Annotated in this window: 22 protein-coding genes; 14 read left to right on the top strand and 8 right to left on the bottom strand. The window is 42.0% G+C overall.

All coding sequences use genetic code 11. The features are described from left to right. Nucleotides 1-68: 68 nt before the first annotated feature. Together AB0756_RS29385 and dnaK are read right to left on the bottom strand one after the other, a co-directional pair. Nucleotides 69-1,055 carry a DnaJ C-terminal domain-containing protein gene (locus AB0756_RS29385; RefSeq protein ID WP_038076804.1) on the bottom strand — a complete coding sequence of 329 codons (987 nt, stop codon included), beginning with the start codon at nucleotides 1,053-1,055 and terminating at the stop codon, nucleotides 69-71. A gap of 195 nt (nucleotides 1,056-1,250) precedes the next feature. Then, the gene (dnaK, locus tag AB0756_RS29380) at nucleotides 1,251-3,425 is read right to left on the bottom strand and encodes a molecular chaperone DnaK (RefSeq protein ID WP_038076808.1); all 2,175 of its coding nucleotides are present in this window, start codon (nucleotides 3,423-3,425) and stop codon (nucleotides 1,251-1,253) included. Between the two features lie 265 nt (nucleotides 3,426-3,690). On the opposite strand from dnaK, the gene AB0756_RS29375 reads away from it, so the two are divergent. Beyond that, nucleotides 3,691-4,536: a M28 family peptidase gene (locus AB0756_RS29375; protein WP_038076902.1), complete on the top strand. Its 846-nt coding sequence runs from the start codon at nucleotides 3,691-3,693 to the stop codon at nucleotides 4,534-4,536. A 22-nt stretch (nucleotides 4,537-4,558) separates the two neighbouring features. On the opposite strand, the gene AB0756_RS29370 is transcribed toward AB0756_RS29375, so the two are convergent. Continuing rightward, on the bottom strand, nucleotides 4,559-5,563 hold the full coding sequence (locus AB0756_RS29370) for a bestrophin family protein (protein ID WP_082051898.1): 1,005 nt from the start codon (nucleotides 5,561-5,563) through the stop codon (nucleotides 4,559-4,561). A gap of 340 nt (nucleotides 5,564-5,903) precedes the next feature. Between AB0756_RS29370 and AB0756_RS29365 the strand changes: the two genes are divergently transcribed. Together AB0756_RS29365 and AB0756_RS29360 are read left to right on the top strand one after the other, a co-directional pair. Then, complete coding sequence (locus AB0756_RS29365; RefSeq protein ID WP_038076813.1) at nucleotides 5,904-6,221, top strand: hypothetical protein; 318 nt, start codon at nucleotides 5,904-5,906, stop codon at nucleotides 6,219-6,221. Beyond that, nucleotides 6,218-6,517, top strand: coding sequence for a hypothetical protein (locus AB0756_RS29360; protein ID WP_336604388.1), 300 nt, complete (start codon nucleotides 6,218-6,220; stop codon nucleotides 6,515-6,517). Before AB0756_RS29365 ends, AB0756_RS29360 begins: the two co-directional genes overlap by 4 nt. A gap of 122 nt (nucleotides 6,518-6,639) precedes the next feature. Here the strand turns inward: AB0756_RS29360 and AB0756_RS29355 are convergent, their stop codons facing one another. Then, nucleotides 6,640-7,452, bottom strand: coding sequence for a lecithin retinol acyltransferase family protein (locus AB0756_RS29355; RefSeq protein WP_050046736.1), 813 nt, complete (start codon nucleotides 7,450-7,452; stop codon nucleotides 6,640-6,642). A gap of 429 nt (nucleotides 7,453-7,881) precedes the next feature. Between AB0756_RS29355 and AB0756_RS29350 the strand changes: the two genes are divergently transcribed. Both AB0756_RS29350 and AB0756_RS29345 read left to right on the top strand, forming a co-directional pair. Beyond that, on the top strand, nucleotides 7,882-8,097 hold the full coding sequence (locus AB0756_RS29350) for a hypervirulence associated TUDOR domain-containing protein (protein WP_038076815.1): 216 nt from the start codon (nucleotides 7,882-7,884) through the stop codon (nucleotides 8,095-8,097). Nucleotides 8,098-8,106: 9 nt separating this feature from the next. Continuing rightward, complete coding sequence (locus AB0756_RS29345) at nucleotides 8,107-8,436, top strand: DUF3140 domain-containing protein (RefSeq protein ID WP_038076823.1); 330 nt, start codon at nucleotides 8,107-8,109, stop codon at nucleotides 8,434-8,436. Nucleotides 8,437-8,504: 68 nt separating this feature from the next. Here AB0756_RS29345 and AB0756_RS29340 read toward each other — a convergent pair whose 3' ends face one another. Then, nucleotides 8,505-8,858 carry a late competence development ComFB family protein gene (locus AB0756_RS29340; protein WP_038076825.1) on the bottom strand — a complete coding sequence of 118 codons (354 nt, stop codon included), beginning with the start codon at nucleotides 8,856-8,858 and terminating at the stop codon, nucleotides 8,505-8,507. Nucleotides 8,859-9,541: 683 nt separating this feature from the next. After that, entirely contained in the window at nucleotides 9,542-10,621 is a 1,080-nt protein-coding gene (locus tag AB0756_RS29335; protein WP_038076827.1) for an NAD(P)/FAD-dependent oxidoreductase, read from the bottom strand. A gap of 129 nt (nucleotides 10,622-10,750) precedes the next feature. Between AB0756_RS29335 and AB0756_RS29330 the strand changes: the two genes are divergently transcribed. The 5 genes from AB0756_RS29330 to AB0756_RS29310 all read left to right on the top strand — a co-directional run bounded on the left by AB0756_RS29330 (nucleotide 10,751) and on the right by AB0756_RS29310 (nucleotide 16,846). Further along, the gene (locus AB0756_RS29330) at nucleotides 10,751-11,593 is read left to right on the top strand and encodes a YaaW family protein (protein WP_038076829.1); all 843 of its coding nucleotides are present in this window, start codon (nucleotides 10,751-10,753) and stop codon (nucleotides 11,591-11,593) included. Beyond that, nucleotides 11,575-12,945 (top strand): O-antigen ligase family protein, encoded by a 1,371-nt coding sequence (locus AB0756_RS29325; protein WP_038076831.1) that lies wholly within the window; start codon nucleotides 11,575-11,577, stop codon nucleotides 12,943-12,945. Before AB0756_RS29330 ends, AB0756_RS29325 begins: the two co-directional genes overlap by 19 nt. A gap of 445 nt (nucleotides 12,946-13,390) precedes the next feature. Continuing rightward, complete coding sequence (locus AB0756_RS29320) at nucleotides 13,391-13,915, top strand: Ycf51 family protein (RefSeq protein ID WP_038076833.1); 525 nt, start codon at nucleotides 13,391-13,393, stop codon at nucleotides 13,913-13,915. A gap of 429 nt (nucleotides 13,916-14,344) precedes the next feature. Beyond that, a complete protein-coding gene (locus tag AB0756_RS29315; protein ID WP_038076835.1) occupies nucleotides 14,345-15,550 on the top strand; it encodes an iron-containing alcohol dehydrogenase family protein in 1,206 nt (401 codons plus the stop codon). A gap of 105 nt (nucleotides 15,551-15,655) precedes the next feature. Next, a complete protein-coding gene (locus AB0756_RS29310; RefSeq protein ID WP_038076837.1) occupies nucleotides 15,656-16,846 on the top strand; it encodes an aspartate aminotransferase in 1,191 nt (396 codons plus the stop codon). Between the two features lie 125 nt (nucleotides 16,847-16,971). Here AB0756_RS29310 and AB0756_RS29305 read toward each other — a convergent pair whose 3' ends face one another. Further along, nucleotides 16,972-17,901: a hypothetical protein gene (locus AB0756_RS29305; RefSeq protein WP_153021442.1), complete on the bottom strand. Its 930-nt coding sequence runs from the start codon at nucleotides 17,899-17,901 to the stop codon at nucleotides 16,972-16,974. Between the two features lie 161 nt (nucleotides 17,902-18,062). On the opposite strand from AB0756_RS29305, the gene AB0756_RS29300 reads away from it, so the two are divergent. Both AB0756_RS29300 and AB0756_RS29295 read left to right on the top strand, forming a co-directional pair. Further along, nucleotides 18,063-19,094: a 1-acyl-sn-glycerol-3-phosphate acyltransferase gene (locus AB0756_RS29300; protein ID WP_038076841.1), complete on the top strand. Its 1,032-nt coding sequence runs from the start codon at nucleotides 18,063-18,065 to the stop codon at nucleotides 19,092-19,094. A gap of 268 nt (nucleotides 19,095-19,362) precedes the next feature. Then, a complete protein-coding gene (locus tag AB0756_RS29295; protein ID WP_038076843.1) occupies nucleotides 19,363-20,109 on the top strand; it encodes an SDR family oxidoreductase in 747 nt (248 codons plus the stop codon). A gap of 55 nt (nucleotides 20,110-20,164) precedes the next feature. On the opposite strand, the gene rppA is transcribed toward AB0756_RS29295, so the two are convergent. Beyond that, nucleotides 20,165-20,866: a two-component system response regulator RppA gene (rppA, locus tag AB0756_RS29290; protein WP_038076846.1), complete on the bottom strand. Its 702-nt coding sequence runs from the start codon at nucleotides 20,864-20,866 to the stop codon at nucleotides 20,165-20,167. Between the two features lie 122 nt (nucleotides 20,867-20,988). Here rppA and hisG point away from each other — a divergent pair, with 122 nt between their 5' ends. Further along, nucleotides 20,989-21,639, top strand: coding sequence for an ATP phosphoribosyltransferase (hisG, locus tag AB0756_RS29285; protein WP_038076850.1), 651 nt, complete (start codon nucleotides 20,989-20,991; stop codon nucleotides 21,637-21,639). Nucleotides 21,640-21,923: 284 nt separating this feature from the next. Beyond that, a complete protein-coding gene (locus AB0756_RS29280; protein ID WP_038076852.1) occupies nucleotides 21,924-24,872 on the top strand; it encodes a PAS domain S-box protein in 2,949 nt (982 codons plus the stop codon).

The raw sequence follows: 24,872 nt of genomic DNA, 5'->3' as shown, positions 1-24,872 counted from the left end.
TTAGCCCTAACGTTCAACATTCAGATTTTCGATATTCATGATTTTTGCAGTACAAACTTCTCCCCTGGCTACTTTAGTAAATCGGCACGGGGTTTAAAGTTTTCTAGTTGCCGTAACTTTTCGTAGAGTTCGCGTTCTTGTTGGGTGATATTTTTGGGAGCCACGATTTGAATTTCTACAAGTTGGTCGCCACGTTCGCCGTTTTCTTTGGGATATCCTTTTTGAGCAAGGCGAAAACGCTGACCGGATCGCACTCCTGAAGGAATGGACATTTTCACCGGTCCATCGAGAGTGGGTGCTTCTACTTGTCCTCCCAAAACTGCTTCGGTTGGAGTCACGGGTACTTGGCAGAGAATGTTTGAGCCTTCTATCTTAAACAGGGGATGTGGGTCAACCGTAATTTTTAAATATAAATCGCCTCCATTGATACCTTGGTTTTTCAGACGAATTGTTTGACCCGTCACCATGCCTGATGGCATGCTCACCTCTAGCGATCGCCCATCTTCCAAACGAATTCTCTCAGTTCCACCCCTATAAGCTTTCTCTAAAGGTAAGGTCAATCTTGCTTCTATATCCCGACGGCTGGAGCGGGAGTTGACTGTAACGTATTCTTTTGTTCTTGGGCTGCGGAATGGATCGCTGTCAGTATTGTTGGTTGAAGAACCGTTTCTGTCTCTACGAATGCCAACACCAATGACTTGATTGATAAAACTATCAAACTCAGAATAATTACCAAAGTCTACCTTTTCACTCGAGCGACCGTTAGAGCGGCTATCCACCCAACGCTTATCTTGTGGTGCTTGTTTGTCAAACCCTTTTTGTTTCCAAAAGCGACTAAACTGATCGTATTGTGCTCGTTTGGTAGGATCGGAAAGAACTTCATATGCCTCTCCGATGACCTTAAATTTTTCTTCTGCTGCTTTGTTTCCCGGATTCAGGTCTGGATGGTACTGTCGCGCTAGACGTCGGTAATTTTTCTTAATTTCTTCATTGGAGGCATCTTTAGTGACTCCCAAAATTTCGTAATAATCTCGAAAGTTCTGCAAATTCTGCATAATAATATTTTAATTTAGATTTTTAACGGTTATTCATTATTGAACTGTACTTACCTAATACAAATTCCCAATAGTCAAATCCGCATGCTGACTCAACTATAGGTTTTTCCTTCAATGAAAAGGAGTCTCTTACTGTCAGCGGGCGAGACACCTCGCCATAAAGATAACTCCTTTATTTGAAGTCACTCAACGGTTTTACAACCAATCGTCATCATCATCCCAATTATCTTCGTAGCTAGGACGAGATCTGCGAGAAGAACCACCATCATAGGACGAACGACCACCTCTGTCATAGTCCCTGCGATCGGAGTCCCGACTGCTGTAGTCCCGACCACCGGAGTCCCGACTACTGTAGTCTCTACTACCGTAGTCCCGACTACCGTAGTCCCGACTACCGGAGTCCCGACCACCATAGTCCCGACTGCTGTAGTCCCGACCACCATAGTCTCTACTACCGGAGTCTCTGCCATAGTAATCGCGATCGCGTTCCCGTTCTTTATCGCCAGTAAAGATTTCGCGGATAGTACCAAACAAATCATCCTCTTCATCTTCTGCGTAGTACTGACGAACTTCGCGATTTAGATCGTACAGAGCGTCTTGTAAGTCAGCGTATGCTTGGTCAATACCTCGGTCATCATCTGCTTGTAAACTCTCTCGTAGTTCTCGGCAAATGTTATCAATTTTTTGGCGACGGTTGCGGGCAAATTGCATACCAAAATCCAAAGCCACTTCTCTGAGTTGTCGTTCTGCCTGTAATATTAAGGCTTCGGATCGAGTCCGCTTTTCTACCCGTTCTTTACGCTGTCTGTCAACTTCCGCATATCTCTCTGCATCCTGAATTGCCTTCCTAATCTCTGACTCAGTTAGGGTGGAAGCACCTTGTATTGTGATGCTTTGTTCTCGACCTGTGGTTCGATCCAGGGCTGTGACCTGTAAAATACCGTTAGCGTCTATATCAAAAGAGACTTGAATTTGAGGTATTCCACGCGGTGCTGGCGGGATACCATACAACTTGAAACGTCCTAAAGATTTGTTATCAGATGCCATTTCTCGTTCGCCCTGAACGACGTGAATCTCTACACTGTTTTGGTTATTTTCAGATGTTGAAAAAATATCAGAGCGACGAACCGGTATAGTGGTGTTGCGGGGAATCAGTTTTTTCATCACGCCACCGATGGTTTCCAACCCCAGAGACAGGGGAGTCACATCAAGGAGAAGAACATCCTTAAATTCACCTGCCAAAATACCCGCTTGTATTGCTGCACCGACTGCGACAACTTCATCAGGATTAACATTTTGGTTGGGTTCTTTCCCAATAATTGCCCGTACAAGTTGCTGTACCATTGGCATTCGGGTTGAACCACCTACCAGGACTACTTCATCAATGTCTGCGGGTGTTAAACCAGCATCTTTCATGGCTCGTTTCACGGGGATACGCACTCGCCCTAACAAGTCATCGCACAAACCTTCAAATTCAGAACGGCTGAGGCGGGTTTCTAAATGGACGGGACCATCTTCAGTTGAAGCGATAAATGGTAGATTGATGTCTGTAACGCTCACTGCTGAAAGTTCTATTTTGGCTTTCTCGGCTGCTTCTAGCAGGCGTTGCAAAGATTGTCGCTCTCGTCTTAAATCAACCCCTTCTGCTTCTAAGAATTTTTCTGCCAACCAATCGACAATTCTTTTATCAAAATCATTGCCACCAAGTTGTGTATCTCCACTGGTAGCTTTGACTTCAAACACTCCATCGCCAACATCTAGAATTGAGACGTCAAAAGTACCACCGCCTAGGTCAAAAACGAGTATGGTTTGGTTGTCGTTGCGGTCCATTCCATAAGCTAGGGATGCAGCCGTGGGTTCATTGAGAATTCGCAGAACTTCTAACCCTGCTATCCTTCCTGCATCTCGTGTTGCTTGGCGTTGAGAGTCATTAAAATAAGCAGGTACGGTAATCACTGCTCCGGTCACAGGTTCGCCCAGGTATTTACTAGCGTCTTCTGCCAGTTTCTTCAGCACCATTGCCGAAATTTCTTCTGGGGCATAGTCCTTGTTCATGCGGGGACAGGCAATCTTAATGTTACCTAATTCGTCCTTACGGATGGTGTAGGGAATGCGCTTTGATTCTGGGTTGAGTTCACCATACCTACGCCCAATGTAACGTTTGACGGCAAAAAAGGTATTTTGCGGGTTGAGGAGGGTTTGCCGTCGCGCCATTTGCCCGACAACTCTCTCTCCTTCTTTTGTGAAGCCAACGACGGAGGGGGTTGTTCGCATTCCTTCTGCATTGGCAATCACCACCGGCTTGCCACCCTCCATGACGGCAACTACTGAGTTGGTTGTACCCAAGTCAATGCCGACTACCTTGCCCATGCGTTCTTGTTCTCCTATAGTGTCTTATAAATTAATTTGTTTGTAACTAATGCTTGATTTATTGTATCTTGCAAGCTCTGAATTACACGGTCATGTAAAGGATAAAGGATGAAGTATAAAGGATAAAGTCAATTTTTGGTGTAAAACTTAGGGTTTTTACCTCTAGTTCCGACCCTTTGCGGTCTCCAAGCAGAGATTTAATTGCTCTGTCTTTGTGTTTTAGTCTGTTTTTCATCCCTTAGCCTTGATACTTGAACCTTTGAATGTGAATCTCAAGAATCAACTGGAAACCCACCTCACTTATATAGCCTGCGATCGCGATCCCTATCTGGCAAGTGCCGGACATTTCTTCGTCCAAGAATACATTTGTCAACAATTTGCTCTCTGGGGAAGTGTGGAAATCCACACCTTTAACGTCGGGGCAAAAACCTGCAAAAACTTCATATTAAATATTCCCGGTACGCATTCAGGCATTAAGGATTTGCCACCAATTCTAATTGGTGCTCATTACGACGCAGTACCGGGAACTCCCGGTGCTGATGATAATGCTACGGGTGTCGCAGTGCTGTTAGAACTGGCGAGAATGTTCGCCACCCAACCAATGAAGTATCCTTTGCAACTGGTTGCATTTGATATGGAAGAGTACGGCTTGTTAGGTAGCACTGATTATGCAGCCAAGCTCAAGCAAGAGGTGCGATCGCTACGCCTGATGATTTCTCTAGAAATGTTAGGTTACTGCGATCCAACACCAGGTTCCCAAGCGTACCCACCTCCTTTGGAAAAATTTTACCCAAATCGGGGTGATTTTATTGCTCTGATCGGCAATTGGCGGACAATTCGCGATGTCATTTCTCTCAGCCGCAGTATTCGCAAAGCGGGTGTCCCCAGCCAGTGGCTACCAGTACCAAACAAAGGTTTAATCGTTCCGCAAACAAGACAAAGCGATCATGCACCTTTTTGGGATGCTGGTTACCCGGCAATTATGGTAACAGACACGGCATTTATGCGGAATCCTAACTATCACAAACCCAGCGATACTATTGCGACTTTAGATTTAGATTTTTTAACTGGTGTATGCCGGGGTTTGGAAATGGGAATTCGGCGATTGTAACAAAGATCGCCGAGCCGCAACGCTAGCTATTGCCTATTTGCAATCCCTCTCTTTCTCCACCCGTTTCTACTCTTAAGTGAACGCTAGGAGTTAGACTAATTAAGTCGTCAATATTCTTTTTCATAGTGGTACAAATAGCATCTAAAGGTAAGTCATTTTTATCGAGACCAAAAGGATTTTCAATCTCTATACCAATTGCTTCAATACCGAACAGCGTAAAACTAATTAAAGCAGCGATTATACCCGTCCACCATCCCAAACTTTCAACGAGTTGAAAAGGTAATAAGAGACAATAAAGTAACAGCAATTGCTTGAGATGAATCGCATAAGCTAGCGGTATAGGAGTTTTTAAAATACGCTCGCTCGCTCCCAAACTATCTACCAAGCTATTCAACAATTCCTGTAATGCTGTTAGCTGATAGCTATTTAAACAATTACGATTGTACTGTAGTTGTAAGTAATCCCCAATCCAAAAAGCTATCTCTAACGGTGGATTGTTCATCGTTTTTAATGTGAGATATTTAGAGATTGGCATAAGCTCTTCCAACTCTTCATTCACACCCTGTCCGCGCAAATGTAATTTTGTTGCTACCGCAAAAGCAACTATTAGTCGTAAAATACCTATTTTTTTCTCTTTATCTTCTGTGTCAATCTCATTGACAGACACCCAAATTTGTCTGGCTAAATTTCGGGTGTCATTGACTATATTTCCCCAAACTTTTCTTCCTTCCCAAAACCGTTCGTAAGCTGTATTGGTACGAAAAACTAATAATAAACCTAAAACGATGCTGGGAATCACATTGGCAAATATTGGTTGGGAGACAGGCAATTTAAAATGATAAAGAATAGAAATTATAAAACTAAAAAATCCGCAGGCAATAACGCGTCTCAAAATTGATTGAATGACTGAACCCTCTAGTTGAAAAGCTATTTGAAGCCACTTCGATTTTTTTGCTAACTTCGTCAATCCTCTAAAAGGGTATCCAATCAAGTTATACAATGAACCTCTGACCTTAGAAGCCTTCATATTCTTTGAGAAGTGGTAGACAGCTTTCACATATCATAGTCCCATAGAAAAATGCCATGCATCTAGGACATCAGTACACTGATATCATACAATCCAGTTTTTGTCAGCTGTTGGACTTTGAACGTCGAACGGTTAGCAATGCCCATCCTACGCCTATGCTAATAGCGATTTTAGAAGCACCGAGAGGAGTCAACCAACAATTTTATTACTTACATACAAGTAGTTTTGGAAAAATTACAATTGCTACAGTGAATAGAGTATTTGATAAAATCGAAACAAAGACAGTTTTTTTAATAGGTTGAGAACTGTCAGCACAAACCCACTTATAGTTTCTAAAATCATGACTCAAACAAAACCAACTCGCCTTCGCAGTCAAGGCAGAATATTCCCGAAATATTCCATACCACCAGAAGAGTTAGACAAGAGAGAAGCTGAAAAGCATACTCGTGTAAAGCGTTATCGAGAGATTTTTGAACAAGCTAGCTCTCAACTGATACAAGATCATTACAACTGGTTTATTGTGATCGATCCACAGAGTGGAGATTATTTTATCGATCCGGGGGAGGAGGTAGCTGTTCACAAAGCCCGACTGAAGTATCCTAATGGTATGGTTGGCATTATGCGTCTTAACGAAACTGGAACCTGTGGCAGAATGTGATTTCAGGTAGGTTCGGTGAAATTGGAGAACTCATTTTTGAAATTGAACTGATTGCGGCTGATGAAGAAAGATATCCTATTGAAGTATTGTTAGATACTGGCTTCTTGACAGGCTGGCTGGTACTGGATGTCCAAGATATCTATAGCTTGGGTTGGTCAAAGATAGAAAGTGAACGAGCGATGCAGATGGTACGTGGGAAGAGTTTTTTGACATCTATGAAGGAAGAGTGGTACTTCATGAGCAAGAATATATTATTCCAGTTCTATCAGCGTCAGAAATTCTTGAACCTTTATTAGGCTTACAGTGGTTGAAAATTCTGCCATTAACTGTAAATTTTGCAGCAGGAATTCTAACTTTGGAATAAAGATAAAAAGCTAATAGATTGTGATTTTATAATTGCTACCATATTGACACTCTTTCAATTAGAGAAAGTAAGATTTTCTGGAGAAATAGCATCAGTTCGATTGGGATGACTTTTTACTATGAAATAAGTCAAGAAACAGATTCCTATTCCTAGGATAGCTGGAGCAGCAACGCCAAGAGCAACAGCACTACTACCACCGACTACTGCAGCAGCAAGAGTCCCTGCAACCCCTGCTGTCGTTGATGCAAATCTTCCTGCACGTCTGGCATTTTTTCTGGCATCACGTTCGCGTTTGGGTAAATTTTCATCGTCTTCCAGTACTTTTCTAACGACTAGATCGGTTGTGACACTACTCACAAAACTTCCCAAGCCAGCAATACTCCCTGCAGTGCTACCTGCTACGGTAGGTGTTTGTTGAATAGCAGTATTGATAATTGTTTGTGATATTGGATTAACAGCTTGCATGGCAACTTTAGTTGCTTGTTGAGTGGCAAGTTGTGTTCCCAAACCAACTATACTTCCAGCTACAACACCACCACTAATTGCACCAAACTTTTTCACTTGCTCGCTTTTATGCTGACCTGTTTTACAGTAATAAGCAAAATGCTCGCAGTTATTAAAAAAAACGTTGTATGCCTTCTCACATAACTTACTCTTTGCTCGTTGCACGACCATGTCATTGGCGTTACAACTTCCGTACTCTTTTATATGAATTTTTCTGCCCTTTCCAAATCTATTTTTAGGAATGATAGCTACTCTTTGCATATCGTAATGAATGATGTAACCATCGCCGCAGTCAATTCCATGATGAGTGACAGGAAAGCCATCAAAGAAAAAACTAACGTATATATGATCTCCTCGACCCATAATGACATCTCTCTATAGAAATACGTATATCGGATTATTCTATAGAAAGATTAAGGGGATTACATTTTATTATCCAATTGTGGAATTACGGAAAAGTATAAAAGGCCGTAATTAAGAACTAAGGCTTAAAATTTAGAAAAAATATGAGTTTTGATAGAGAAACACTGGAATAAACAAACAAATATGCAAAAATTCATCTATCCTGCCTGTGATTTCAGAAAATTTTATTGTTAATTTTTATGAAGTAAAATGGGCTATCGTAGTTTCTCAGCTCCTCAACTTGTTGGAGATGTCAAGAATCATGGAGACGCTTACAATTCATGCGGTTAAGTAGTACATATATTTCATCTTTTCTGTCAAGAGACTGAAGAATTCCTTTGACAGTCACAACATAATGAACGGGTATAAAACGCAAAAAGGATAAAACCCGTGACAGAGGAATTTAAGAGAGGCGATAAGGTTGAATGGAAAACCTCACAAGGTAAAACTACTGGTGAGGTAGAGAAAAAATTGACTTCACCTACAGAGATAAAAGGACATCACGTTGCTGCTTCCAAAGATAATCCTGAGTATTTAGTCAAAAGTGACAAAACAGGAAAAGAAGCTGCTCACAAACCTAATGCTCTTGAAAAAGTTGAGGAGTAGTGCAGCGATATGACTCAAAGCCTCAAACTAGTAATTGACGAATTTAACTCCTCTGTGAATATGACAGCTAAAGAACTAGCAGTTTGGCTGGAAACTGAGGAATCACAATCCGTTGGACAGAAGAAAGAAGACGATGAGTCCATTGGACATAAATCTGGCAAGCATATCCTTGAAATGTTGCAAAAGAAAAATGATGAGTATACTGATGACGATATATCTCACATGAAAAAAGTCATCAGCTATATTCACCGTCATTTAGCACAACAACCTGAGGGAGATGTTGAGCACACGCGTTGGCGTTACTCTTTAATGAATTGGGGACACGATCCGTTAAATTAGAAAATTATGAATTATGAATTATGAAAAGAATTAGAATTTATTATTCATAATTCACAATTCATAATTTTTTAGCCAAACCAGTGAGATGGTTCGCAATCGGGTTTGATCTCTTCACATAAATGATGGCTAACCCAATCTGATTTTTCTTGAAAAATAGAAAAAATCCCTTGTTGAATTAAATTCTCTAGATGGAGTTGCTGCTCTAATGGTTGACGGCGCAACTTATAGCTTGACCAATAAGCTTTTTCTGGTTCAACTGCACCGTAAAGGCAAGGAATCCGGCTGAGAACGTAAGCTATGAGTTCTTGTCGTAAATCTGGAATAGCAAAAGCCTGTTGATAAGGATAATATGGATAATGGTCTAAAATGCTTTCAATTTCTTTGATGACGGATTGCTCTGTTAGGTTGACAACTGTTTTCATAAATGTTGAACTCCTGTTTCTGTATTTCATAAATTGATGAAAAATACCAGTTATTTTTAGCAAGCCATGTTGCAATACGGCTTTAGCCCTTAGGTTTACTATTCCACAGCTAGCTAAAAAGAAATTAAAGCAATAATTGCTAAAATCATTAGCCTAACTTTGACTCCCAAAAATACTGAATATTTGCCTGCATCTACTTGAATAAAAGTGAATTCTTTTTAAGAAATGTTTCTTTAAAAAAATTCATAAAATGGTGATGTGTCTTTGTTTTATTTATAGTGCTAGTTCTTGAAAATTTCTACTTTTTGGGCAGAAAAATACATAAAACGCAGTACAAACTCCAAGCAAGCTTATTTTGTCAATCGTAGAGGTGCTTTTTCAAAATAAATTATAAATTTAATTTTTAATAATTTTTACATTAGTTAATATTTGGCTCTTCTTTTTGTATGAGGATCTTATATTGTGTTTGGATAATGGCTTCTGATTAAAAATTAAGCGTGTCGCTGGTTCTCCCAATCTCCGCGTCATTCTTATCGTCATTACTTAGGCGAAGAACCTGATATTAGAGCAGTAGGGCGAGCGCTGTCCACTCCGTATGTCTTTTGGTTGGCATTGCCCATCCTACAGCACTGAAAATTTTTCACGAATGCTTTAGCTCTGCTACGTGCAATTTATAGTGACTTTTATATAGAGCTATTAAAAACCTCTAAAAAACTAAGTTTTGGTAGAGTCAAATGACGCAGGGAGTTGTTTGTTGCTTCTGCTGCTGCAATACCTGAAAGCATTGCACCCTCTACAAAATTGCCACCACACCAATCGCCGCAACAGATAAGAGGTACAGCAGTGTCAGCAGCTAAATAAGTCGCTTGCAAAGGACGGGTGGGAAAGGCGTAGCGCCAGCGATGAACTTGTATCCATTCTGGAGTTTTTAGCCACGACATCTGTAACGACTCAGCCGCACGATCTAACATAAATTCTCCGGCAGGTTTTAAATCTTGGGTTTGCTCGTGGTGTTGGGCAAAAGCAGCGCTACTTTGCAGAACAAAAACGGGTTGTTGGGGTTTGGAACGTTTGCTACTATCCAAACCAATCCATGCCAAATGCTCATCTTCAATAAAAGTGACTGCTTTCCAGTCTATTGGGGGTTTTAATGTGGATGGATATCCGGCGATCGCACTCAAGCAAGGAGAAAATTCTACAGAACGCAGGTTATTAAGAAATGTTGCCCCCAAGATATTTTCTCCTAAAGGTTCCAATAGCATTAAGGCTTGAGGTGAAGGAATAGCAATGACTACCGATGTTGCTGTTATCTCTTCATTCGAGGCATCCATTGCCAGCCGCCATTTTTTTTCAGGAGTGGGGGTAATTGCTGTTACGCGTTGGTTCAGCAAAATGTCCAAACCAGGGGCAAGAAATTTTGCGATCGCACTTATTCCTACAGGCGCGGTATATCGGGGCTTGGGTACTGAAGATTCGGGCGTAGGGACTGAGGAATGGGGTTTGAGTTCGTGAACTGTCTGTGTCCAAACCTCTAAAATATGGTGCTGGAGTAACACTTCAATAAAACGTTCTAAAAGTTCACCTTTTGGCTTGAGGTAACAAGTCCCGTGATCCGCACAAGTATTAAATAAACGGCGTGTTGCGACTCGTCCCCCCAAACCACGAGACTTTTCTACAACAAGTACTGAATATCCAGCTTGCTTCAACTGTTGGGCGCAAACTAAACCAGCCATACCGGCACCAATCACTGCAACATCAGTCATTAGTCATCATGAGTTACGGGTCATTTGTCATTATCAAAGGACAAAGGATAAAAAGACAATTTATGAGTCTTAAAAGCTAATAGTAGAATAAAGTACATACCAAAGCTGCATGGAAGGGAGGAAGGTAAATTGGATGAACTAAGGGCGGTTCTAGAACTGGCAACTGAAGAAGAATTGAAAGATTTGACAGCAATCCTTTTTAGTCGTAAGTTTAATCCTCTAGATTACGTTCATACACCTGAGCCTATAGAAGTACAAAGTAAAGGTCGCAAAGCTTGGCTCGATACATTAGAGCAACGCTTTCGTTATTTAGCTGCCGATGGAGTTACAGTACTGCGAGGACGTACTAGTCAAGTAAGTTACAGGCAAGTGCTGATTCAAGTATGTAAGTATTTAAAAATACCTTATTCCCACGAACTGACTACTGTTGATTTAGAAGCCGAAGTTTTTCTATTTTTGCTCGGACACGTTTGGAAAAAATTGCCAGAAAAAGATAAGCAAAAATTTACAGTTCAAGTTCAGCATCAACTCGCTCAATCACAACCAAACCAAACTCTGCCACTTTCATTACAGCGAGATCCCATTGGACTTCTTTTTAAAGGTGGAAGTGCTTTGGCTGTGACTTCCATTATTCAACCGTTGATGTTGAAACAAATCGCCCGTCAGTTTGCAATGCACTTTGCGACTTATGAAGTGACCAAACAAGCTGTCGTTCAAGGTTCCGAGGTAGCAGCCAACCAATTTCAACACTATGTCACTTTGCAAATGGCAAAGCAGGGTATGGCTGTCAGTGCCACTCGTTACAGTGTAGCTCGCACTATGTTCGCTTTCTTAGGACCGATGATGTGGGCTTGGTTTTTTGCAGATTTGGGATGGAGAGCAATTGCTACCAACTACAGTCGAATTATACCCACTATTTTCACACTTGCTCAGATTCGCCTTACTCGTACTGAATGTTGGGAGTTTGCGTGAAAATTCTCCTTCGCCATCTCAACTTTAGCGTGCAGTCTCGTTGGAAATACACCTTACTGGGACTAGCTATCTTCCCACTCATTCCTCTATTTGGGGCTGTAAGTATGGGTTGGGCTATATTGGGAACCTTAATGCAACAATATCGTGCGGTGGTGAGTCGCCCCCTCAACAGGGGGTTTATGCTTCTCAGTGTCTGGCTAATCCTTACAGCTAGCTTTGCTTACAATAAGACGGAAGCTTTCATAGGATTGTTTAATTTTATACCATACTTTCTCGTTTTTGCCAGCTGGAGTGTTCTGATTCAAACCATAGCTCAATTGCGGCAACTGTCTTGGCTGTTGGTAATAACCTCTGTGCCAGTCATAGTCGTTGGTTTGGGACAGTTGCTTTTAGGATGGGCGACTCCCCCCCAAGGATGGATAGGTTTTTTGGGTTGGGCGATCGCACCAGGAGGAGAACCACCAGGTCGGATGTCTTCTATATTTATGTATGCCAACAGCTTAGCTGGCTATCTCATAATAGTTTTCATTCTGAGTTTGGGATTGTGGCTGGAACAATGGCGATCGATGATTAGGGGGACAGGGGAGATAAGGGAGACAAGGGAGACAAGAAAGGAAATTCTCCCTTTTCTACCCCCTCTCCCCTTCCTCTTCCTCACTCTGGCAATTCTTCTCAATCTTGTCGCACTTATTTTGACTAACTCGCGCAACGCTTGGGCAATTGCGATTTTTGTCTGTTTGGTCTACGCCTTATATCAAGGCTGGCGCATTCTTGTCGCCACTGTCACAGGTGTGGCTGCGAGCGTGCTTTTAGCTGCTTTTGCTCCAACACCTATTGCTCTGCTGTTCCGTCAGTTTATTCCTCGTTTCTTTTGGGCGCGGTTGAATGACGAACTTTATCCCGATCGACCCGTGGCTTTACTTCGCAAAACGCAATGGCAATTTGCTGTATCGATGGCTCAAGAGCGCCCCTGGACTGGTTGGGGTTTGAGAAACTTTACAGTACTTTACGAGGCAAAAATGCAAATTTGGTTGGGGCACCCTCACAGCTTATTTTTAATGCTGTTTGCCGAAACCGGTCTACCTGCAACTCTTGTTTTCTGTGGTTTATTGGGCTGGATATTTGTTGGAGGTGTCCAACTTTTACAAAATTCAAAGGACCTAAAGGCAAAAGACAAAACAATTCTCTTCAGTTACCTTGTTGTTTTTATTGGTTGGGTACTATTCAATACTGTAGATGTTAGTTTATTTGATTTTCGACTGAACGTCATTTCTTGGTTGCTATTTTCTGCTCTTGCTGGAGTTGTGTATCACTACAAGCAGCAATACAAGATTGCAACTGAGAAGAATTAACAGCCCTTAGATTTCAGCACAAATACTGAGGCTACTAAATTCAAGAGTTAATAATATAACTTTAAGCACGTCTGTGCCTATGTGACTAATTCCACGTTAGTCATTGTTGCTGATTGTTGGGAAGATGTAGGAACACTTCTTTTGATGTTTTCCTGCATAACAGGCATCTCTTGGAGATGCCTTTATTTATTTGGTTATACCAAGTTGCTTTCATACATCTCCCTCATCTCCCCCCTCTGCCTTGTCCCATCAATAAGCAATATCTTTGAATGCAACTCCGTATTAGTTGTGAGTGGTTGGTCTTTGGTGGTTGTTGTGCTTGTAAGATAGGTGTGAGAGGAAAATTAACAGGATATCTAGGTAGTCATCAACGAGCTACACTATAACGCATAAGAAAACCTGTATACCTTCTGCCCTCTACCTTTTTTCAACTCAGCTAATTTCTATGTTCACAACGGATGATTTTCTTCAATACACCCAATGGTCGGGTATCGCAACATTAGCGTTTGCCGGTCTGGTGATTTTGGGTTTTGTTTTTAAATGGGGTATTCGCTTTCGTCTTGTAGGTGCAACCGGTTTTATGCTTGTGGTTACGGGGGGACTCTTTGCTCTCTCGTTAACACCTTTAACTCGTACTATCATTCCAGATGCTTTACGTTACAGCCTTGTTTATGATAACGGAGGTCCGCAAGCAGTCATTGCGCTTCCGCCTGCGGAAGTGACTCCATCGCAATTGGAAGCAACTTTACGTCAAGCAGCAAGCGATTTATATTCTTACGGTCGTTTGGGTGCATTAAGCGATAACCAGTTGACGGTTCGAGCACGAACTATCATACACCCAGAAAAAGGTGTTTCTATTCCTCTTTATCTGGGTCAGGTTAGGAGATCTCTTGCTAAACGTGAAGACCAACAAATGGCGATCGAGATTTACCAAGATAAATTGGCTCAGTTACCTCAACCTACTGCATAATTAAGGATACATCAACCGTGTATTCAGGCTGCTACGCAAGGTAAAGTCTTACGGACTGCGTTTTCAGCCTGAGTTTGGTAACCAGAGAGAAGAGATTTTACACAAGGCAAATTTTTTGTGTTTAGAGATACTAGTATTATTTTTTGTTAAGATATAAGTCTCAAGATTACTCAAAGTATTACGAGCAAATTTAACGTGAGTTCGATGAAGTCAAAACAGACCTCACCCCAAACCCCTCTCCTAGGAGGAAAAAGGCTTCAAACCCCAATCGTAACGTTGTTCTTCCCTCTTTTAAAAGGGAGTGAGTGTGAGGTCTGTCGAACCTACATAAAGTTAAAACTCAAGATCTGTTGGGAACTGAAACAGTTACCCTTCAATTATGTATAGTTCCTTCACGTATCCAGAAGTGTTACTTTCATAGTTAGTGATATGTCTAATCAAGCGACGGAAAAGTTGTCTACTCCAAACTCTTACTCGTTATTCACCCTCTGTGTAGCCCCAGCAAAAGTCCTGAGAGGGTCTAAAATTTTGGCTCAAGCTACGGATGCGATCGCCACATTGGGAAGTCGTCCCTTAATTGTGGGAGGCAATGCTTTACGACAAGCGGCTTCGGGTCAAAGTACTGCTGCTCTTCAACTCCACTTGCAACCACTTTTGCAGCACCAGCATTTACATTCTGCACTCGCTTATTATACCCCTGATTGTAGTGAAGCGAGCTTAAAATCTTTGCACAAAGCAGCACAAGAACATAAAGCTGATGTCATTGTTGGTGTTGGTGGTGGTAAGGCATTAGACACAGCTAAATTACTAGCCCACCAATTGCACTTACCAGTCGTGACCATCCCTACCTCAGCCGCCACCTGTGCTGCTTGGACAGCTCTATCCAACGTGTATTCTCGTGAAGGTGCTTTTCTCTACGATGTAGCACTTTCTCGGTGTCCCGATTTGCTGGTACTCGATTACGATTTAGTGCAAACTGCCCCACAACGTACACTTGTAGCCGGTATTGGAGATGCACTCGCTAAGTGGTATGAAGCTTCTGTAAGTAGCGGACACTCAGAACAAACCTTGATTATTGCTGCGGTGCAACAAGCGCGAGTGTTAAGGGATATCCTCTTCCAAAAATCTATCACTGCCATCAAACATCCAGGTAGCGAAGCTTGGCGGGAGGTTGTAGATGCTACAGTATTACTTGCGGGTGTCATTGGGGGACTTGGAGGCGCACAATGTCGTACTGTAGCCGCTCATGCCGTACATAACGGTTTGACTCACATTTCCAAAGGTAGCGGTAGCATTCACGGTGACAAGGTTGCCTATGGTATTTTGGTGCAACTGCGTTTGGAAGAAACGATCCAGGGCAATCAGCTAGCAACGACTGCACGACAACAGTTATTGAAGTTTTATGCAGAGATTGGTTTACCCCAAAAACTGAATGATTTGGGATTGGGGAATATTACACTGACACAATTACAGACTGCGGCAGAAATTGCACTAGCTCCAAATTCCGATATCCACAGACTGCCGTTCAAAGTTTCCCTAGAACAATTGATGGCAGCGATGGTTTCTACCACCGCACCGATAGAAGGAAATCGCACTCCTATAAATTTGACGCAAAGCGCGGAAAAAGTTGAGTAGTCACGAGTGCAAAGGAGTCGGTAATGATAAGGTTCCTTTGCACTCCCCACATTTACCGCACTGTCTCGTCATATAATTCATAATTCATAATTCATAATTGTTTCGATGACTTTAGATTGGATTGTCCCAGCTGAACGCGTACAGAAATTACCTCCCTACGTATTTGCCCGTCTAGATGAACTCAAGGCAAAAGCACGGGAACAAGGGCTGGATTTAATTGATTTGGGCATGGGAAACCCAGATGGTGCAACGCCTCAACCAGTGGTAGAAGCGGCAATGAAAGCTTTGCAAAATCCTGCCAATCACGGCTATCCTCCTTTTGAGGGAACTGCCAGCTTTCGCCGTGCTATTACTAATTGGTATCAAAGGCGTTATGCCGTGGATTTAGATCCAGATAGCGAAGCATTACCCTTACTTGGCTCTAAAGAAGGATTGGGTCATCTTGCTATGGCTTATATCAATCCGGGTGATTTGGTTTTAGTTCCCTCTCCTGCTTATCCCGCTCATTTCCGGGGTCCTGTCATAGCGGGCGGGAAGATCCACAGTTTAATTCTCAAGCCAGAGAATGATTGGCTGATCGATCTAGCTGCAATTCCCGACTCTGTAGCCGAACAAGCAAAACTTCTCTACTTTAATTATCCCAGCAATCCTACAGCGGCTACTGCACCACGCGAATTTTTTACAGAAATTGTCGCTTTTGCTCGCAAGTACGAGATTTTATTGGTACACGATCTGTGTTACGCCGAATTAGCTTTTGATGGTTATCAACCAACAAGTTTGTTAGAAATTCCAGGGGCAAAGGAAATTGGGGTTGAGTTTCATACCCTGTCTAAAACTTATAATATGGCGGGTTGGCGCGTTGGTTTTGTTGTAGGCAATCGTCGTATTATTCAGGGTTTGCGAACGTTAAAAACTAACTTGGATTATGGTATTTTTGCAGCATTGCAAACTGCTGCGGAAGCAGCTTTACAACTACCCGATGAGTATTTGTATGAGGTGCAAGAACGATATCGCAATCGCCGTGATTTTGTCATTCAAGGTTTGGGGCAGTTAGGTTGGGATATTCCTAAAACTAAGGCAACAATGTATCTCTGGGTTCCTTGTCCTAATGGTGTCAGTTCTACGGATTTTGCCTTAAGTGTCTTGCAGCAAACGGGTGTTGTAGTGACGCCCGGTAACGCTTTTGGGGTCGCAGGGGAAGGGTATGTAAGGATTAGTCTAATTGCAGATTGCGATCGCTTGGGTGAGGCTTTACACAGATTTAAACAAGCGGGGATTTACTATTCTCAAAAGTAAGAAGTTAAGGTGAGGGTGAGGGAAGATTGTTAACTTGCCCTTCTCTCAATCTAAACTTTCACAAAATTAGTTTTTTAAAGAACTCCAGGGGGTGCAGAGGATACAGAGTCAAGAGGAAAAATTTCCTATCTGAAGTGGTTTCTCATTATTTCCCTAGCTTGTTCTGGACTCATTGTTAGATCGGGAAAGTTTCGATTTGATAACTCATATTGTTGTTGTAAACCGCCTAATACCTGCTCTACAGACCAACCAGTCCAAATGCGAGAAATTTTTTCTAAAATGTAGCGTCTTTCTCTTGGTTTTTGCCACCAAACAGTTATTTTTTTGTTAATTTCGTCTATGCAGGCACCGCTTTCAATACGATCGTGCGAACCATCACCCCTATAGTTAGGTGGTTCGCTTGGTAGAGCGAAAGTTGATTGCTTTGCCTGAAGAATTTGCAATAATTGCGAACCTAAAAGCAGAATATTTTCTATATTCCAAGGAAAGCAATAGTCATGAATTGAACTATCTAGATATTTAACTGTAATAAAAGATTCTATCCACCTGCTTTCAATATAAAGGAGTTCACCTGTATCAAAATCAAATTCTCGCGGATCGATCTCAATATATGAAGAAACTTCTTTTATGTTTATAGCTTCAAAGTTTAAATAATGTTTTGGAATCACGAACTTTGGATTAAGTCCAATATATTCAGATATTTCAGCAATGCCACGATATGCCCAATTTACAGTCCAATCTACCCAATGTTCTCGTACAATTAAGACCGTTGCTTGAATGAGTGGATAATTGAAAGACCATCCTTTTGCTTCTGGTCCAATGAAGAACTTTAAAACCTTATTATACTCATCCACTAACACAGCGCTATCACACCAAACCTCATCTAAAAGATACCCCGGATCTGGACGCATAGAGCGCAAATCGGAAATTGCTTCTGGAGGACCGGAAAACAACCATGTACCAATTCTTCCAATACACCATCTATCTACATAAGTCCGCAGATTTTGCTTTTTGTCGAGGTAGGCATAATTAGCGCGATCGCTCATACATTGCATTTTGATAAATGCTCATTATACTCAGCCAACACGAGAAGTCACAAACCATCAAGGTGAAGTTTCCTTATGCCAAATTTAATTCTCGCGTGGGATGCCAGTCACAAGAGTAGAAAGCTAGTATAGTAAATCAACCCAGTCTTTGTGGAACTTACTTAGTTGTTGTGATTCACCAACACTCGGAAACTATTCTTAACGAGCCATTTGAACAAACATCAGAACGGGGCTATTCATTTACCTGGTTCGATTGGTTTTGTCTGTGGTATCCTCCTGGTTGGCTCATTCTATTTAACCGACACTGGCAACACTATCACGCAGATCCGGAAGGTTGGAATTGGCTGGAATATATTTTGTTTCTCATTCCTGGAGGGTTCTACATAGCATTATTTATTCGTTGGTTGCGTCTTGGTTGTCGTTCCCCAAAGAGTGAGACGGTTGAATTTGACCCCATTTATCAACAAGCATTTCGAGATGAAATTCTTGCTCCCATCGTGAAATATTATTTTCGGGGTGAGTTACAACAAATTGAAAATTTGCCGCAAACGGGATCGGTCATTGTGGCAATGAATCACGCAGGAATGTGTTTTCCTTGGGATATTGTCACGCTAGGTTACCTTTTAAGTAAAACAAGAGGATGGGTGGTACAACCGTTAGCTGGGGTATCTTTATTCGATCATGCTTGGATACATTGGTGGCTACCACCTGGATGGACAAAGATTTTAGGTGCTGTCAGAGCAGAGTTAGATGATTTTGAAGCTGCAGTACAAGAACAAAAAATTCTCCTGTATGCGCCAGAAGGATTGCGCGGACCAAGAAAAGGTTGGGGAAAACGCTATCAATTGGAAACGTTTGATTTGAGTTTTATTCGGCTCAGCCAGCGCTATGAAATTCCTATATTGCCTGTAATATGCATTGGTAATGAAAACTTACACCCTTGGACATGGAATATTAGAAAGCTACAAAAGCTATTAAATTTGCCTTTTTTGCCTATCTCACCTTTAATGCCAATATTTATTCTTTTTCCTTCAATGGGAGTTTGGGCAATGAGGGGTCGCTTGCGTTATTTTATTCAGCCTTTGTATGCAGTAGAAGGCGATAGTGATGGTATAGAAAGAGCAGTTGCTTATCAAAAAGCACAACAGTTAAAAGAAAAGATACAAGCTCAAATCATTCAAATATTAAGGGTCTGTAGATGAGTATTGAAAAGCCCTGTTCCATCGCTATCTAACTTAAGATATTGGTGCAGGATACTGCGCTCGCCGTGACGTGGGATTTTCTGACCCGTGTTGGGAGCGATCGAGCTACCTGTGAAACACAAAATAAATTGGACTTATCAACATATTGCGATGAGATATTGAAAATCATGACAAATATGTGAAAGATTTTTGACTTGGGATATCTTAAACTGACCTTGAGTAATTTTTACCAAATTTAAGGTAGCTTTTACCTTAAAGGAGTAAGCATATGACCGCTCAAGCCAAAATCGTCGCGATTGTTACAGGCGCTTCCAGAGGTATTGGAGCCGAGATTGCTAAAAAACTTGCTTCCAATGGTTTCGCTGTGGTGGTTAACTACGCTGGTAATAAGCAAAAAGCAGATGAAGTTGTGAATGCCATCAAAGCTACGGGAGGAGAAGCAATCTCAGTTCAAGGGGATGTATCTAACTCCAAAGATATTGCCTATTTATTTGATACCGCCGAACGGGAATTCGGTGGCATTGATGTCTTGGTAAATAACGCGGGTATTCAAACCCCAACAGCTATTAATATTGCCGATACTGACGATGAATTGTATGACCGGATTTTCAATACAAATACTCGCGGTACATTCTTTCTTTTGCGACAAGCTGCCAAGAGATTGCGTGAAGGCGGACATATCGTTAACTTTTCAACCAGTGCGGTTGGTCTAGCTATGCCCGGTTATGGCGTGTATGCAGCCTCAAAGGCTGCTGTTGAAATCTTTACTAACATTATGGCTAAGGAACTCAGGGGACGAAATATTACTGTCAATGCTGTTGCACCCGGACCTACCGCTACGGATCTGTTTTATCAGGGTAAGTCTGAGGAATTGATCCAGAAATTTGCTCAACAAGCACCGCTAGAGCGATTGGGACAACCAGAAGATATTGCTAACGCTGTTGCTTTCTTAGTGAGTCCTGCAGGAAGTTGGATTAACGGTCAAACTATCCGTGTAAATGGCGGTATTGTTTAGTTGCTCTCATTGTTCTCGTTCTCAGGCTCCCCCTAGGAACGAGAACAATGAGAAACTATGGGAGCGCTTCAGGTATTGACGTTCCAAAGCGGTACCCTTTGCCATAAACAGTGTGAATTAAAGGGGTTTCACCTGTCTGTTCAATCTTCCGCCGTAGCAAACGAATCAGTGCAGCGATCACATTACTGCTAGGTTGTTCGCCATCCTCCCACAAATGTTGCAAAATCTGCGCGTGAGTCAGCAATTGCCCGGAATTTTCCATAAAATACTGCAAAAGCTGGCTTTCCTTTTCAGAAAGTTCGATGGCTCTTCCCTGACGATAAGCAACTTGGTTATCGCTATCGAATTCCAAATCGGCAACAGTTAACTTTTGAGTGGTTGCATTATAAGGCTGCGAACTAGAACGACGCAACAAAGCCCGAACTCGTGCCAATAATTCGCGCAATTCAAACGGTTTCACCAAATAATCATCTGCACCGACATCTAAACCTTGAACTCGGTCATCTAGAGTATCCTTAGCAGTCAGAAACAGAACGGGAGTGGTTTTCCCTTCGCGTCGCAATTCCTGACAAATCTCTAATCCTGTCTTCCCCGGAAGCATCCAATCTAAAATCAGCAGATCGTAGTGACCATCTTGTACCAATTGGCTACCGCTTGTTCCATCATAAACAGCATCAACACTGTATCCCTCACGAGTAAGCACGCGAGTCAAAGGGTCTGTGAGTTCAATTTCATCATCAACTACCAAAATTCGCATATCACGTATTATTTTGGATTTGGATTTTCGATTTTGGATTTTGGGTTGAAAAATATGTTCGGGAAACTGATATCCTACAAATTTGAGCGCTAAATAGTAACCTCCTCAACTAAAATCCCCATATGCTAACTGTTGCACTGCCAAAAGGCGAACTTCTTAAAAATAGCATCCACATACTGCAAGATGTGGGATTGGACTTTAGTGCTTTTTTAGATTCAGGTAACCGCCAACTTCAGATTACTGACTCTAGCGGACAAGCCAAAGGGCTACTGGTACGGGCACAAGATGTACCGGTTTATGTAGAATACGGTCAGGCACAGTTGGGTATTGTTGGTTACGACGTATTGCGGGAGAAAAAACCGCAAGTCGCGCATCTAGTTGATTTACAGTTCGGACATTGTCGAATGTCGGTGGCGGTGAAAAAATCAAGCCCTTATCGTTCGGCATTGGAGTTACCCCCTCACGGTCGAGTCGCTTCAAAGTATGTCAACTGTGCTCGTGAATATTTTTACAGCTTGGATTTTCCTGTAGAAATTGTACCGTTATCCGGTTCTGTGGAACTAGGTCCGATTACGGGAATGTCTGAGGCGATCGTCGATTTAGTCTCTACAGGAAGAACTTTGCGCGAGAATGGGTTGGTTGAGATTGCAACTCTGTATGAAAGTACGGCTAGGTTAATTGCCCATCCTTTGAGTTACCGCCTCAATACAGGTCATTTACTTGAGTTAGTTGAGAAATTACGCCTGTCAGTTCTCTCGACGATCGCAGTATAGATGATTCATTTTCTTTGAACTCAGTGGGTAGATCGGGGCAAATGAAAATTGTAAAGCTAGCTCGGCATTGTCGCTTTTAAGCCAGACAATGTCGGGCACGTATCTGTATTTTTATAAAAATAATTATTACAATATATATATGTTGCGTTAACAATAAGAGTAAAAAAGATCCGCTAATAGTGTTAAAACTTAAAATAACTTTCAAAATACAAAGATCGGCCACTTTCGCAAGCTATAAATAGAGCAAACTACAGAGTTATTTCTGTAAATTTATTTAAAGATTTATGAAACTCCAGACAAGTTATGACGAAACGGCGAGGTTAGAAGCCCTGCGCCAATATCAAATTCTCGATACCGAACCCGAAGAAGCATACGACAATATTGCCAAGCTAGCTGCCTTCATTTGTGACGCTCCTATTGTTTTGGTCAATTTTATTGATAGGGATCGCCAATGGTTTAAGGCAAAAATAGGTATTGACTTTACAGAAGTCCCTCGAAGCGTAGGTTTGTCTTACCTGTGCCAAGACAACCAAGATGTGGTAGTTGTCTGTGACACTCATGCGGATGAAGAGCTAGCAAAGAATCCAGTTGTTGTATCCTACCCTCATGCCAGGTTTTATGCAGGAGTTCCCTTAATGACTCCTAAGGGAGAGATGGTGGGTACTCTCTGTGTGATCGATCGCGTTCCCAGAGAACTGCACCAGCAACAGATAGAAGCTCTCAAAGCTTTAAGCCGCCAAGTTATCAGTCAACTGGAACTCAGACGCAATCTAACTGATGTATGCCGTTTTGCAGATGAACTTCAACTGACGCAGGAAAAACTAGCACACAGTGAAAATCTTCTCCGTACAATTGTTCAATCAGAACCAGAGTGTGTCAAATTACTTGCCAAGGATGGTACTCTACTGGAGATGAACCCAGCAGGGCTGGCAATGATTGAGGCTGATTGTCTCAATCAAGTTGTGGGAAAATGTATCTATCCCCTAATTGCCCCCGACCACCGTCAAGCATTTATCGATCTCACAAATAAGGTGTTTCAAGGTGAATCGGGGATACTGGAATTTGAACTTATTGGCTTGAAGGAAAAGCGTTGTTGGTTGGAAACTCACGCCGTTCCCTTGCGTAATTCTGAGGGAGATATCATTTCGCTGTTAGCAGTTACTCGCGATACGACCGCTCGCAAACAAGCAGAACAAGAACGTCAAAAACTTCTAGAACGAGAACAAATAGCACGGGAACAAAGTGAAGTCGCTCAACGCGAAGCAGAAGACGCCCGAAACCAGAGCATAAAAATATTGGAGAGTATTACTGATGCTTTCTTTGCCCTAGATAAAGATTGGCGTTTTATTTATATCAATCGACAAGCAGAACGATTGTTACAAAGCAAGCGGGAAGAATTACTCGGTCATTCAGTATGGGATAAGTTTTCTGAAGCAGTTGATTCTACTTTTTATCACGAATATCACAAAGCAGTAGCCCAACAGGTCAGTGTTTCTTTTGAAGCATTCTATCCACCCCGAAATACTTGGTTTGAAGTCCATGCTTATCCTACTAGCGAAGGGCTTTCCGTATATTTTCAAGACATTACTCAGCGCAAGTACGCTGAAATAGCGCTGCGAGAAAGTGAAGAACGGTGGCAATTGGCTCTAAGGGGCAATAATGATGGGATTTGGGACTGGAATATCAAAACGAATGAAGTGTTTTTCTCTCAGCGTTGGAAGGAAATGCTGGGGTATGAAGATCGTGAAGTTGGCAATTATCTGGATGAGTGGAAGAAACGAATTCATCCTGATGATTTAAACAGGGTTATGGAAGTGATAAAGAATCACTTTGCAAAAAAGATGCCCTACTATATCAGCGAACATCGAATACAGTGCAAAGACGGTTCTTATAAATGGATTTTAGATAGAGGTCAAGCACTTTGGGATGAGGCTGGTAATGTCTTGCGAATGGTAGGTTCTCACACAGATATTACAGAACGAAAGCTAGCAGAAGAAGAATTAAAGCACCAAAACAGGCGATCGCAACTTTTTGCGGAAATCACCTTAAAGATTCGCCAATCATTACAAATTGAGGAAATTCTGCAAACAGCAGTCACGGAAGTTCAAAAACTGCTAAAAGCAGATCGAGTTCTTGTCTTCCGTCTTTGGGCAGAGGGTGCAGGGACTGTCATGCAAGAGGCTGTTTTGCCCGGATTTCCTGTAGTTTTGGGAAAAAATCTTCACGATCCCTGCTTTGGTAAAGACTATCAAGAACCATACTCTCAAGGAAGAGTGAGTGCAATTAGCGATATTGAAACAGCAGGTATCCAAGATTGCCACAGACAATTCCTCGCACAATTTGGTGTAAAATCTAATCTTGTTGTACCAATACTGCAACGGGAAAATTTATGGGGTTTGCTAATTGCTCATCAATGCGATCGCCCGCGAAATTGGAGCAATGTAGAGATTGAGTTATTAAAGCAGTTAGCCGATCAAATTGGTATTGCTTTATCACAAGCGCATCTATTGGAACAAGAAACCCACCAACGTCAGGAACTCCTTCGTTCCAATGCCGAACTAGAACAATTTGCATACGTTGCTTCTCACGATTTGCAAGAACCATTGCGAATGGTTACGAGTTACCTACAGCTTTTGGAGAGACGCTACAAAGAGAAACTAGACGGTCAAGCTCATGAGTTTATAGCTTATGCGGTGGATGGGGCGCATCGAATGCAAAAACTCATTCAGGATTTATTGAGTTATTCCCGTGTCAGCACTCGCGCCCAGCCTTTTAAATTAGTTAAGTGTCAGTCTCTTGTCAAGAGCGCTCTTACCAATCTCAAAATAGCCATAGAAGAAAGTGGTGCTGTTATCACCCAGGATTCATTACCTGAAGTTATGGCAGATCCCACACAACTGACACAGCTGTTTCAAAATCTGATTGGAAATGCCATCAAATTTCGCAGCAAGCAAACACCTCAAATTCATATTGGAGTTGAACGTATAGAAGAAAAATGGCGATTTGCCGTCAAAGACAATGGAATTGGCATTGAACCCCAGTATGCCGAGCGAATTTTTATTATTTTCCAAAGATTGCACACTAGAGATAAGTATCCCGGCACTGGTATTGGACTGGCAATATGTAAGAAAATTGTGGAACGTCACGGTGGAAACATCTGGGTTGAGTCACAACCAGAACAGGGTACAACTTTCTTCTTTACTATCCCCGATAGAACAGGAAATCGATTGTGA

Source organism: Tolypothrix campylonemoides VB511288_2 (genome assembly GCF_045999855.1).
In the GTDB taxonomy this organism is placed as follows: domain Bacteria; phylum Cyanobacteriota; class Cyanobacteriia; order Cyanobacteriales; family Nostocaceae; genus Scytonema; species Scytonema bouteillei_A.
The sequence above is the reverse complement of the archived record's forward strand: the minus strand, read 5'-3'. Positions and strand labels throughout refer to the sequence as shown.